Origin of the sequence: Synechococcus sp. R55.7 (assembly GCF_047461955.1) — a bacterium.
Lineage (GTDB): Bacteria > Cyanobacteriota > Cyanobacteriia > Thermostichales > Thermostichaceae > Thermostichus.
The window spans coordinates 1-12,488 of record NZ_JANSIC010000061.1; the positions used below are offsets into that span (position 1 = coordinate 1).

The window sequence follows — 12,488 nt, forward strand, 5'->3', positions numbered from 1 at the left end:
GCACCCCTACCTTAACAAAAGTTAACAGCAGCTGCCACGTTTGCGCGGCTACATCAGGACACCGCCGAACAAGGCTGGAATAGGCAGCGTTTTATGGGAGAGCTGGGTACACAACCCTCGGAGGGATCTGCATCTAGCGTGGATCAGTTGTATGCGACTCCGTATATAGTATTGGGTGATGCGGGATCCCCACCCAAAACAGGGGCTTTGCCCCTCGACAGAGGTCGAGCAGATGTTCTAACCTTGGCTTCTAGGGTGGCCCAAGAGCGCTCTTCAAGATAGGTGTGCCGGGGTGTTGTCAGCGATGGCCAACCGGGATCCTAAGGCTGAGAGTGTGCCGCATCGCTAGCCTAAGCCCTGTTGAGCGGGTTTAATCTAGGCAGCTTTTGATTTGCCCCAGGCTGTTGGTTAGTACTTAGGAAGCTGACCCCATAGCAACCAGAACAAGGCGCGATGCCGGGAGTTGAGATGAGAATGACGCGTTGTAATGTAGTATCGCCTGTGCGCTCCCTCTGCCGCTGTGCAGCTCAGGTGGGCGGCGTAGCCGGGATCCTGATCGGAACAGCTTGGGGGGGTTTGGCTGTGACTCCTGTTTGGGCTCAGGAGAATGCCCTACTGGCTCAGGCAGCCGCAGGCCCCATGAGCCGGCAAGAGGTGGCGGAGCGGCTAAATCTGGTGCCTGTTTTTGCCATTGTGTCTCAGAACGGCACCCCCGTTGTCGCCAATGTGGAGCGAGATGGCCGCACCATCCAAGTGGTTTCCTTCTGGCTGGATCAGGCCCAGGCCCAACAAATGTTGGAGCAGGTGAAAGCCAGCAACCCCGAGATAGCCAGTCAAGCCCGGGTGGTGCCTCTCTCGCTGGGGTATGCCTACGAAAAATCGGAAGAGGAGCGCGCCAAGAATAGTGACCTGTATTTTGAGGTGGTGCCTCGGGCTTCTGATGTGGAAGCAGCCAAGCAGGTGCTGAAGGAAACCGGTCAAGATGTGCCTGCAGAAGCGATTGGTGTGCCTCTGTTCTATGGCCGCTCCGGAGAGGGGCTGCTGACCATCGAGCAGGATGGCCATGAGGTGGTGCCCTTCTTCTTCGACCGCAACGATTTGCGGAGGGCCTTGGATCGAGCGGCAGCGCAGAACCCGGATGTAGTTGGAAAGACCCAGATTGAAGTGACCTCGCTGGCCATTGTGGTGGAGCGCATGTTGGCTCCCGACGCGCAGGCCGATGTGCAGAAAATTGCCTTTATCCCCTCTCGCTCGGCGCTGGAGTATATCCAATCCCTGGCCCGGCCTGCCAATCCTTCTGCAAGTCCCCAGCCTCAGCGTTAACCTAAGCCCCTGATGGGATCCCCGTCTGCTCTGGTGAAGCGGTTAACAGAGTGGCGTGCCCAAGCCCTGAGGGCGGCAAAAGCGGCTGGGATCCCTGCCGAGGAAGTGGAGATTTTGCTCAAAGAACGGCTGGGGTGGGGGCCATTGGAGCGGTTGATGGGTCGCGCTCCGGCTGGGGAGGGGGATCCCCTGGAGGAGGTGCAGGCCCTTTGGCGGCAAAGGGTGGAAGAGCGCATCCCCCTACAGTACCTGTTGGGCAAAGTTGAGTGGGCGGGCTTGAGCTTGCGGGTGACGCCGGCGGTGCTGATCCCACGCCCGGAGACCGAGCTGCTGGTGGAGCAGGCTTCCCTTTGGCTACAGGCCAATCCTCTGCCGCCGGGATCCTGTTTTGCCGACCTGGGTACAGGCAGCGGGGCGATTGCCATTGCGTTGGCCCATCAGCACCCCCAGTTGCGGCTTCTGGCCGTGGATTCTAGCCCAGAGGCCTTGGCTATTGCAGCAGACAATGTGGCAGCCCACCATCTGCAGGAGCGGGTGAAGTTGCTGCTGGGATCCTGGTTTGTACCTTTGGATCCCTGGCGGGGGCAGCTGCGCGGCCTGGTTTCCAACCCTCCCTACATTCCCTCTGCCGAGCTGGCCTCGCTCATGCCAGAGGTGCGACTGCACGAGCCGCGACAAGCTCTGGATGGGGGAGAAGACGGCCTAGCCCACTTGCGGCTGTTGATTCAAGCAGCACCGGATTACTTGGCCCCGAACTCCTTTTGGGCGGTGGAAGTGATGCGAGGCCAAGCCCCTTGGGTGGCGGAGCAGTTGCAAGCTAGAGGCTGCTATCGGCAGATCCAAGTTCACCGAGATCTGGCCGGGATTGAACGGGTGGTCAGCGCCCACTTCGTCGGATAGAAAAGGGTAGGATCCCATAAGATGGGGTATCGCCGGAGCCGGAACTGTCCAAAACTTAAAGCTCCGAGCCCAGAGATCTGAGCACGGATGGGATCCCCTGTCCTTCGCCAGGAGCACTTCTTGAGGGAGCCTTCGCCTACAGCCAAACCCGACCCACCCTTACAGCAGGCTGCCTCTGCCGACAAGCAAGAGGCTGTGGATTGGCAGTTTGCTTTTGAACGCTCTGAGGTGATGCGAGCCTTTCAACAAGAGTTGCTCGTCAGCATCGGCCATGAGCTGCGCAACCCCCTCAGCAGCCAGATGGGATCCCTGCAGTTGGTGTTGTCGGATCTATGTGACTCTCCCGAAGAGGAGCGGGAATACCTGCAAAGTGCCAAAGAGGCGGTAGAGCGCCTGATCAAGCTGCTTGAGGAATACACCCGCCTGGCTCGCCATGACCTGCCCATCCAACCTCTGCGACCGGAACCGACCCGACTACGCCCCCTCCTGCAGGATGTGTACAGCCTAACTCGCCTACAGGCCCAGGATCAGGGCATTCGCTACGAATGGCCGGCCCTACAACCCACCTCGGCCTTTGAGGTGCCCCTTCTCCCCGACAGCCTCACCGTTTGGGCGGATCCCCACGGCTTGGTGCAGGCGCTGCTGGGAGTGTGTCGCTGGGGCATCCGCACCCTACGCTACGGTTCGATGGCTTTGCACCCCTATCCCACCGCAGAAGAAGAGGGGCGACTGTGCCTGGGGTGGAACCTTGAGGGGCGATGCCATGTGCCCATTCAAACAGAGGGCTGTGCCGTCTGGCGGGTAAGCGAGCGGCTCCTGAGAGAAATGGGAGGCCAGCTGGAACTCTGCGAAAGCGGCCCCTACCGAGTTGGCATCAAGGTGACCCTGCGCCTCGCCCATTGAACCCCAGGCCAGAGGGACTTGGGCCTATCGGCTTCTCAAAGCTGGCCAGTTGGCATCTGCCCTCTTGATCAAGCCGGGGATGTCGCGCTCCCAGTTACGCTGTACCCGCTGGTTGGCGTTCAGGTACAGCTTGTCATCGACGATTTTCCAGGCAAAGGGATCCACCGGGTAAAGGTAGTTGTGGGCCACGGCCCAGGCACAAAACCCGCCGTACTGGGGGGCAAAGCGCTCTGGGTCGTTGCGAAACCGCTCCCGATTCTCGGCGCTGGCAAACCTCCAGGTCACCCCTCCCCACTCCCATTCATACTCTGGGGATCCCTTGACCGGCTTGCCGTCGATGAAATAGGCCACCGGGTCATAGCCCCGCAGGGCCAGGCCATCCGTTGCAAAAAAGGGGCCCGGGGATCCCTCCTCGACAGCCCCAACGACCTGTCCTTGGGCTGGGAGAGACAGGAGCCAAGCTGGGTGAGAAGCAACAGCCCCAACCATCAGCAGCAGCGGGATCAAAGCCCAACGATTTTTGACCATCACAACCTCCCAAGTCCTCAATCGAAAATCGAAATGAGCAAGAAAGCCTTACTCTTCCCCTTCAGGTTCCAAAAGACATCTGACAAAAGACATCTGAGGAGATGCTGGCTTCCGGGGACTGGGAACAGTTTGGCCACAGCGAGGAGATTTGCCTGTGATTTGGATCGGGGAGATCCAATCTAAAAAAAGCTCAACCTTCTCGGCGCAGGGCCAATTCGGCCCGATCCAGTTGCATCAGCACCCGCTCCACCTTTTCGGGGTTGAGAGGCCGGTTGGAAGTGCGGTACTGGGAGGCCAGCGTGTTAAACACCGTGCGCAAAGTGGTAAAAGACTGCAGCTTGTCGTAGCGATGGCCGTGGTAGCGCCCAGAAAACTCCTGGATGGCTTGCATGGCTTCCGCTCGCGCCTCTTCCGGGTTCATCAGGGGATCCCCTTCGGAAAGGACGGTGCGCAGGGTTTGGATCAAGGTCATGCTGTCTTCGTAATACTTGCCGGTGAGACGGGCAGCCTGAGCAACTGAACTCCCTGATCCCAGCAAAAGGGCTACAGACAGGAGCAGGCTGACAAGACGCAGAAAAAAAGTTTTGAGCATGGGGAACCTAATGTAACTTATTTTTAAGCATAAGCCACAGCAACACCGGAAGAGGAGTCATCCAAAAGATGCTGTTCACGCCCTTCAGCGACTTTCTGCAGAAGCTGGGCCAGTACGGATCCCATTGGACAATGCTGGCCCTAATCTTGGGATTTGCCTGTGCTCACAGCGGACTGGCCTACTTGCGACCCTGGGGGGAAAGCCGGCTGGGATCCCGTCTGTACCGCATCTTCTTTGCTCTGGTGAGCCTCAGTTTGGCACCGCTGTTGCTCATCTATTTTTTCAACCACCGCTACGACGGGGTGATTCTCTGGGATCTCCAAGCCGTCCCAGGCATTCGCACCACCGTTGCTCTTTTGTCTGCCCTCTCTTTTTTCTTTTTGTATCCGGCCACCTTCAACTTGCTGGAGATCGCCGCCATTCGCAAGCCGGAGATCCACCTGTTTGAAACCGGGATCATCCGCATCACCCGTCATCCCCAAATGGTGGGCCAGGTGATCTGGTGTGTTGCCCATTCCCTGTGGATTGGCTCCAGCTTTATGGCGGTGACCTCGCTTGGGCTCATTGCCTACCACCTGTTTGCGGTTTGGCACGGGGATCACCGCCTGGAGCGGAAATACGGGCAGGCCTTCCGCGATCTCAAGGCGCGCACCTCCGTGATCCCCGGCTTGGCCATTCTGCAGAAGCGACAGCAACTGCGCCCGCGAGAGTTTCTGCGCTGGGCCTATTTGGGGGTGTTCAGCTTTGTAGTGATTCTTTACGCCTTCCATCCACAAATGGTTTCTGCAGCCAGCCGAGTTGCCTGGTAGCATGATCCCAAAGAACTTCTTTAGTTTGGGAGTGATGGCCTTGCAAGTTGCTTTAGATGCTTTTAATCAAGAACTTTTGACAAGTGATGGGTTGGTTTTGGTGGATTTCGGCGCCCCTTGGTGTGGCCTGTGTCGCTTCATTCAGCCGATTACCGACCGTCTCGTAGCCGAGTGGGGAGGTGCGGTCAAAGTACTGCGGGTGAATGTAGACGACAATTTTTGGCTGCCGCGCCGCTATCGGGTGCGCTCTTTGCCAACCCTAATTTTGTTTGAGAAAGGTCAAGAAGTGCAAAGGCTGGAGCACTTCGCCAATCGCGATGAGGTGATCCGCCGCTGCGAGCAGTTGTTTCTTGACCACCTGCGCTACCTGGGTTCGGGAGCCTGCTCATCCTCGCTTGAGCCCCAAGCTCCGCCGCCGGGCGTGTAGAGGGTGATTACGTCGCCGGCTTTTAGGGAGCGGCTGATTTTGCCGGGCAAGGGATCCCCGTTGAGGAGGTTGATCCCCACTTGGCCTGGCCCGCCTCCCTGTTCTCCTTGGGGGGCATAGTGGCGCCGCTCGGTGAGCAGGGAGAGGGTGCAATCTTGTAAAGTCTGGATGGATCGGATCAGTCCCCAGCCGCCCCGCTGTTGGCCATGGCCGCCGGAATCCTGGCGTAGCTCGTAGCGCAGTACCCGCAGGGGATACTCCAGCTCCAGAGCCTCGATGGGGGTGTTGAGGGTATTGCTCATGCCCACATGCACTCCGTCCAAACCCGGTCGTTGCCGGCTGGCCCCCTGACCACCTCCCAGGGTTTCGTAGTAGGTGAAGTGGCGGTTGCCCAGCACACAGTTGTTCATGGTGCCCTGCCCCTGAGCGATGCTCCGCAATCCGGCCACGGGAGCCAGAGCTTTGAACACCACATCGGCAATGCGCTGCGAGGTTTCCACATTGCCCGCCACCACTGCTGCCGGAAACTGGGCATTCACCAAGCAGCCGGGCGGCGCCACGATCTCGATGGGATCCTCCAAGCCGACATTGCTGGGGGCCGTGGGATCCAACAGACAACGCAGGGCAAACAACACCGCCGAGCGGGTGACGGCCAGGGGCGCGTTCAGGTTTCCCGCCATGGCCGGAGCAGTGCCGGTGAAGTCCACCCGCAGCTTCTCGCCCTCTACTTCCACCTGCACCCGAATCTCAAGGGGCGCGGGCGGATCCCCGTAGCCCTCCAACCAATCCTCAGCCGTGTAGATCCCATCGGGCAGAGCCTGAATTTGCGCCCGCATCCGCCGGCGGCTGTACTCGATGACCCCTGCGATCAACTGCCAAGCTTCCTCTTCTCCAAAGCGGGCCAGCAACTCCCGAAACCGGCTCATCCCCACTGCGCTGGCCCCCACCTGGGCCTGCAGATCCCCCCGCCGCTGCTCGGCATTGCGCACATTGGCCAGGATTAGGCGCAGCAGATCCTCCTGCCAGTACAACTCTCCTTCTAGAGAGAGCCCAGCCAGCCGTACCGGCGGGATCACCAGCCCCTCTTGCCAAAGTTCTGTGGAGTCGGCGGGCATGGAGCCAGGGCGCATCCCTCCAATATCAGCGTGATGAGCACGGTTCACAGCATAGGCGCAAATCCGGTCGGGATCCCTCCAGCCGGGAATGGCCGCGACCACCGTAACGTCCGGCAGATGGGATCCCCCCTGGTAGGGATCGTTGAGGAGAAACACATCTCCGGGTCGCGGGTTGGCTGCCACCACCGCTCGCACCGCCTGCGAAAGGGCGCCCAAATGCACCGGGATGTGAGCTGCCTGGGCAATGCAAGCCCCTTGCGAGTCAAACAGAGCTGTGGAGCAATCCCGCCGCTCCTTGATGTTGGCCGAATAAGAACCGCGGATGAGGCGGGCTCCCATCTCTTCGGCAATCCCCGCCAGAGCGTTGGCCATGACCTGCAACCGGATGGGATTGGAGACAGGATAGTTGCTATCCATATCCCTCAAAGCCTACGCCCCAGCCAAACGGCCACCCTGCGGATCCCTTGCCAGAACTGCAAACGACGCTGCCAGCGGTCAAGGGTACGGCGATTCTCGCGCAGACGATCCCGCAGACGCAGCAACTCAGCGGGAGTGGGAGCCAAGGCCTGTTGAGCTGCTTCTCGCCAATCGGCCATGGCCTGCTCTGTGACCCCAAGAGCCGAGCGCAGCTTCAAAATGACAGGAATGAGAGCAACCAGGGCCAAAAACAGCAAGCCGTTGAGGCCGCAAACTGCCCAGACAGCCCATCCCGAACTCCAATTGGCATTCACAGAGAGCTCCGGGTAGGGATCCCGACAAGGCTCACTGCTGCTGCAGCATCAAGGGGCGCAACACCCGGCCATCCCCCACCACAACCACCGTTGACAGCACCTGCTCACCACGGCGGAAGGTAATCGGCACCGATTGGCCTACCGGGGTATTTTGGATGATCTGCTGCACATGTTGCACGGAGGTGACCCGCTGCCCATCCACTCCAATCAAAATATCGCCCTGGGCCAGACCGGCTCGTTGAGCAGGACCATCCTGGAGCAAGCCGACCACCTGCACCCCCTGAACTCGAAGTGCGGGGCCGAACAGACGACGGCTGATGGCGCTCTGGGCTTGCTCGCCGTTCACCGTTTCAATGGCAACTCCAATGAAGCCGTTGCCGACAGCATAGGAGGCAGGCGACCACTGAACCCCGAAGCTGTTGGCGTCGCTGCTGACCTGAACCGTGGAGCCGTGGTGGTTGTAAGCTTCACCCCCAACCGAGTCGCAGGGGTAGGCCACAACTGCATCTGCCAGCAAGAAGGAGATGGGCAGGGCTAGGGCAAGCTTGAACAGATGGGTTGGTTTCTGCATGGTTCGACCCTGGAAACGGTGAAGTAGAAATGAGCTTGAATCCGCGAAGCACTTGGGTGGATGCACCAGCCAGGTGTGGGCAGCTTGCACCGCCCCTCCCTCAGTGATAAACCCAAAATCGCCAACTGTCGATAGGCTTGGCCGTGCTTCTGGGCTGGATCCCAAGGTTTTGCCGGCCTTCCTGTAGCAATTCTTCAAGGTCTTGGGATCCCTGGCAGCACTGGGTTGGCTCGGCGGGGCTCACAAACCGGCAAAGCGATCGGTGGCTTCCAGGAGGGCGGTGCGGATTCCGGGCTCGGTGATGGAATGGCCAGCATCGGGGATCATCCGAAACTCTGCTTCTGGCCAAGCCTGATGCAGCTCCCAAGCAGAGATGGGCGGGCACACCACGTCGTAGCGCCCCTGGACGATCACCGCCGGCAGATGCCGCAGCCGTCCCACCCCCCTGAGGAGCTGATCCTCCGGATCCAAAAAACCGCCGTGGACAAAGTAATGGCACTCAATGCGGGCAAAGGCCTCGGCAAACTCTCCCCGACCAAAGCGCTCGATGAGCTCTGGGCTGGGGATCAACTTGCTGGTGCTGGCCTCCCAGACGGACCAGGCGCGAGCTGCCCTCAGCCGTACCTGGGGATCTGGGTCGTTTAGGCGGCGGTGGTAGGCTGCCAGCAGGTCATCCCGCTCTTCGGGAGGGATCGGCTCCAGGTAATGTTCCCAAGCGTCGGGGAAAAAGTAGCCGGCCCCCGACTGGTAAAACCAGCGGAGCTCAAAAGGGCGCAAGAGAAAAATGCCCCGCAAGACAAACCCTAGGCAGGATTGGGGGTGGGTTTGCCCATAGGCCAGGGCAAGGGCACTGCCCCAGCTGCCCCCGAACACAAACCAGCGATCAATGCCCAGATGCTGGCGCAACTTCTCGATATCCGCCACCAGATCCCAGGTGGTGTTCTCCCGCAGCTCGGCATAGGGGCGACTTTTCCCGCAGCCCCGCTGATCGAACAGCACCACCCGCCAGCGGCTGGGATCGAAATACTGCCGGTAGATGGGATCGATCCCGCCTCCAGGCCCCCCGTGCAAAAACACCACCGGCTTGCCTGCCGGGTTGCCGCACTGCTCGTAGTACAGGGTGTGGAGGGAGGAAACCGCCAGAAAGCCTTGATCGTAGGGCTCGATGGGGGGATAGAGATCGCGCGACATAACTCGAAGCTCTGCTGGTCATCACTCTCAGGGTCTGCGCAGGGCAATGGTGGCCTTGGGCGGGATCCCTTCCTGAAAGGTCTCGCCATCCGCGGCCAGGATGACAAATTGCAGCTCCTGACCCGGCTGGGCGCCCAAATTGCTCCAGGGGATGGCCACCTCCAAACAGGCATCCACCACCGCCTTCACTTGATGGCCGATGGCGTGCCAGGTGTGGTACTCCCCTGCCTGCAAGAGCTGGGCTTGCACCTCCGCCGGATGCTGGCCGGTGCCGGGAGGCGGCAGTGACAACCGCAACAGGTGGCGGTAGTGGTAGTTGAGAGGGGCTTCTGCCGGCAATCCCTGCAGGGGAATGGGGCTGTTGACGGTGACGCGGTTGGGATAGAACCACAGCACCAGCAATTGCCTGGGCCGCTGCACCACCGAGTTAAAATCCAGCCGCAGGTAGAGGTTGAAGTGATCGAACCCGTACCAGAGGCGGCGAACGGCGCTGTTGCGGTGCATGGTGCCTCGGGCCGCTCCAATCTCCACCCGCCCCGCTTGGCTCCACTCCCGTTCTGCCGGACGACCGTTGATGGCCGGGTGGATAAACCCCTGCGGCAGGCGATCCCCTAGGCCGTCATGATCCTCCAGGGGAAATTGCAGCACGGTCGGCACCGCCTCTCCCAAAGCAGTGTAGAGCGCCTGCAGGTGCTCCCGAAACAACTGGTCGAAAACGGCATCATGGGCGGAGGAGTGGCCTGCCCCAAACCACCAGAACCAATCGGATCCCTCGGCGGCCCAGAGGGCTTCCCAGGCTTGGGGATTGGCGCGGGGATGATCCTGAATCACCTGGCGGGCCTGAGCCAAGAGCTCCCAAGCGCGGTTTTTGACGGGATCCCCAATCCAGGTGGTGAAGTCCGCCTCGATCCAGGAGCCACTGTGCAGCTGCTCTGCCGGCAAAAACTCAGTGGGAGGAAACTGATCCAGAAACTCGGAGACCGTCACCAAGCGCAGCGCCGGGTGCTGGCTGAGGCGGGTATAGAGGTTTTCCAAGAAGGGCCGGCCATCTTGGGGGTAGTACTCCCAGCAGTTTTCCCCATCCAGAGCGATGGTCACCAGCCAGGGCTGCTCCTGGGGCAGGCGGTTGCGGATGCTCTCCAGATGGCCGATGAGATCTTTGGCGGCAGCATCGGCGGGCATGGCGCTGTAGCTGAAGCCGATCAAATCCGAAAGGCGGTGATCCCGAAAGACGATGGCCAGATCCCCCCGCTCGGTTTCCAGGCGGTAGGGGCGGTAGAGCTTCTCCGGCTCCAGAATGTGGCCCTGCCCATCGCGATGAAAAGGCTGGCCCAGGCTCCACCCCAAAACCCCTTCGTCGGAGATGATCCACTCAAAGCCCTGTTTTTGCACAATCGGCACAATGGCAGGGCTTACGGATTGCTCGGAAGGCCACAGGCCCCGCGGATCCCGGCCAAAGCGCTCCCGATAGATCTGCTTAGCCCGCTCCAGTTGGCTGTGGACATCCTGCTCCCAGTGAAAGGGGTAGCGAGGCAAAGGCAACCCTGGCCGAGCCACCCGCGCCGAGCGCTCGCTCACCAACAGGGGCAAGATGGGGTGGGTATAGGGGCTGGTGGTCAGCTCCAGTTGGCCGTTGCTCTGCAGTTTGGCGTGCTGGGGCAGGATAGCGCCGAGGATCTGTTGTTGCTTGGCGTAGATCCGCTGCCGATCCGCCAGGGTAAAACCGGATCCCATCTTAATCCAGCCCTCGATCTCAGGATCCTCCTGAAAGAGAGGATCAAACCAAGACAGGTTGTGCCAGGCCAGCAGATCGCTGAAGTCCTGCGGAGTCCAGTACTGCAGACACCAGTTCACCCCCTGAGATTCCCGTTGGTTGTAGAGCTGCCGATAGCGGGGATAGGGCTCGATCATGGTGGGGTAGTGGCTGTCGAAGAAGCGCTCGACCACAAAGCGCAGTTGATCGGGGCCGAGCTTTTCGACAGGGGATAGGGTCAGTTCCAGGTAAGGATCAAAAGCCGAGCCGGCCACATACTCTTCGATCTGTAGAATCAGGGAGGGCACCAGGTTAATCGTTTGGTGCAAGCGGGGATAGCGCTCCAGCAGCAAGACCAAGTCCAGGTAATCTTTGATCCCGTGTAGGCGCACCCAAGGCATGCGATATTTACCCGCCACCGGACTTTTGTAGAGGGGTTGGTGTTGGTGCCAAACCAGGGCGACGTGCAGCGGGTAAGTCATGGGCGGTACGGGATCCAACCATCACCCGGATACTAGCCCATCTGTCTGGCTGGCGATCGTAAGAAACTCTTGAATGTCTGAGCTCTGCCGGTGTCGATGGCGGTGGGGAAAAGCTTGCCATTCGGCAGATTCCTCAGGAGAATGGCGGCAAATGGAAGAGCTGAGCCATGACTGCCGCTACCCACCTTCTGGAACAGTCGATCGTTGTCTTTTCCCAAAACTATTTGCCCATCAGCCGGGTCAATATCAAGCGGGCAATCGTGCTGCTGCTAACAGGCAAAGCAGAGCCGCTCTCGATGATGCATGTGCCGGTGTGGAAGGTGCGCTCCCCCAACCAGGTCATCGAGGTGCCCGAACATATTCGCCTGACCATCAAGGGCAAAGAGCGCGCTTGGCGCGTGCCCCCTGTGAATCGGCGGGAGGTTTTGCGGCGGGATCACCACACCTGCCAGTATTGTGGCAGCACCCACAATCTGACCTTGGATCATGTCGTGCCCCTCTCCAAAGGGGGATCCCACAGTTGGGACAATGTGGTGACGGCTTGCGAACGCTGCAATCAACGCAAGGGCAACCGCACCCCTGAAGAGGCCAACATGCCCCTGCGCAGCAAACCCCGTGCCCCTCTCCACCCGACGGTGGCTTTTGCGGAGCAGTTCTGGCGCGAACACCAAAGTCGGCAAGAGTGACATCCTCCCGGCGCTCATCCTATGGACAGAGCGCGGGCCACCCTTCCCGTCAGCAGGACGGAGTCCTTACCTCGCGGTCGGGCATTCCTGCCCCACGCCACTTGTCTGGGTCTACAACCCCCGACAGAACAACTGGACAGGCGGTTCTCCTTCCCCAGCCTCCCTGGCTACTGCCAGCTCGCAAAACAACCTCTAATCCACCCAGCACAGTTCCCAAGGCTGAGGCTGAGTCCCGATGCACCCGGTACCGGCATTCAGGGCACTGAGGCCCCCCGACAGCCCAGCTGTTGCTAACCATCCCCCAGCACTTGCAACCGATTTGGCCGCTTCCTTTGGGGTCAACCTTGGCAAAGTCCACCCCACCCTTCCAGCAAACCCACTCCAGAAGGCAGAGAATCTATCCCCAGGCAGCCTCGACGCAATCCTTGGGCAACATCCCCCTTGCCCAGCCCTTGGCCTTGAGGTCTTCCACAAAGA

At 60.2% G+C, this 12,488-nt stretch carries 13 protein-coding genes; 6 read left to right on the forward strand and 7 right to left on the reverse strand.

The features are described 5' to 3' along the window. Positions 1-474 precede the first annotated feature (474 nt). The 3 genes from NW820_RS04845 (at position 475) to NW820_RS04855 (ending at position 3,126) form a co-directional block, all read left to right on the forward strand. Complete coding sequence (locus NW820_RS04845; RefSeq protein ID WP_414406836.1) at positions 475-1,323, forward strand: Tic22 family protein; 849 nt, start codon at positions 475-477, stop codon at positions 1,321-1,323. Between the two features lie 12 nt (positions 1,324-1,335). Continuing rightward, positions 1,336-2,223 carry a peptide chain release factor N(5)-glutamine methyltransferase gene (gene prmC / locus NW820_RS04850; RefSeq protein WP_414406837.1) on the forward strand — a complete coding sequence of 296 codons (888 nt, stop codon included), beginning with the start codon at positions 1,336-1,338 and terminating at the stop codon, positions 2,221-2,223. Between the two features lie 87 nt (positions 2,224-2,310). After that, a complete protein-coding gene (locus NW820_RS04855) occupies positions 2,311-3,126 on the forward strand; it encodes a sensor histidine kinase (RefSeq protein ID WP_414406838.1) in 816 nt (271 codons plus the stop codon). A gap of 24 nt (positions 3,127-3,150) precedes the next feature. Here the strand turns inward: NW820_RS04855 and NW820_RS04860 are convergent, their stop codons facing one another. Both NW820_RS04860 and psb27 read right to left on the reverse strand, forming a co-directional pair. Then, entirely contained in the window at positions 3,151-3,615 is a 465-nt protein-coding gene (locus NW820_RS04860) for a YHS domain-containing (seleno)protein (protein ID WP_414350235.1), read from the reverse strand. A 229-nt stretch (positions 3,616-3,844) separates the two neighbouring features. Beyond that, a complete protein-coding gene (gene psb27, locus NW820_RS04865; RefSeq protein WP_414406839.1) occupies positions 3,845-4,246 on the reverse strand; it encodes a photosystem II protein Psb27 in 402 nt (133 codons plus the stop codon). Between the two features lie 68 nt (positions 4,247-4,314). Between psb27 and NW820_RS04870 the strand changes: the two genes are divergently transcribed. Next, positions 4,315-5,055, forward strand: coding sequence for an NnrU family protein (locus tag NW820_RS04870; RefSeq protein WP_414406840.1), 741 nt, complete (start codon positions 4,315-4,317; stop codon positions 5,053-5,055). A 34-nt stretch (positions 5,056-5,089) separates the two neighbouring features. Then, entirely contained in the window at positions 5,090-5,482 is a 393-nt protein-coding gene (locus tag NW820_RS04875; RefSeq protein ID WP_414406841.1) for a thioredoxin family protein, read from the forward strand. Here NW820_RS04875 and NW820_RS04880 read toward each other — a convergent pair. The 5 genes from NW820_RS04880 to NW820_RS04900 form a co-directional block, all read right to left on the reverse strand. Then, on the reverse strand, positions 5,419-7,014 hold the full coding sequence (locus NW820_RS04880; protein WP_414406842.1) for a hydantoinase B/oxoprolinase family protein: 1,596 nt from the start codon (positions 7,012-7,014) through the stop codon (positions 5,419-5,421). The two genes, NW820_RS04875 and NW820_RS04880, sit on opposite strands and share 64 nt — an antisense overlap. 5 nt (positions 7,015-7,019) lie before the next feature. Continuing rightward, positions 7,020-7,328: a hypothetical protein gene (locus NW820_RS04885; RefSeq protein WP_414390318.1), complete on the reverse strand. Its 309-nt coding sequence runs from the start codon at positions 7,326-7,328 to the stop codon at positions 7,020-7,022. A gap of 31 nt (positions 7,329-7,359) precedes the next feature. Continuing rightward, the gene (locus NW820_RS04890; RefSeq protein WP_238376905.1) at positions 7,360-7,899 is read right to left on the reverse strand and encodes a PDZ domain-containing protein; all 540 of its coding nucleotides are present in this window, start codon (positions 7,897-7,899) and stop codon (positions 7,360-7,362) included. A 240-nt stretch (positions 7,900-8,139) separates the two neighbouring features. Further along, positions 8,140-9,090 (reverse strand): prolyl aminopeptidase, encoded by a 951-nt coding sequence (gene pip / locus NW820_RS04895; RefSeq protein ID WP_414329348.1) that lies wholly within the window; start codon positions 9,088-9,090, stop codon positions 8,140-8,142. Positions 9,091-9,117: 27 nt separating this feature from the next. Continuing rightward, on the reverse strand, positions 9,118-11,325 hold the full coding sequence (locus NW820_RS04900) for a glycoside hydrolase (protein WP_414406843.1): 2,208 nt from the start codon (positions 11,323-11,325) through the stop codon (positions 9,118-9,120). Between the two features lie 167 nt (positions 11,326-11,492). On the opposite strand from NW820_RS04900, the gene NW820_RS04905 reads away from it, so the two are divergent. Next, positions 11,493-12,011: an HNH endonuclease gene (locus tag NW820_RS04905; RefSeq protein WP_414406844.1), complete on the forward strand. Its 519-nt coding sequence runs from the start codon at positions 11,493-11,495 to the stop codon at positions 12,009-12,011. Positions 12,012-12,488 lie beyond the last annotated feature (477 nt).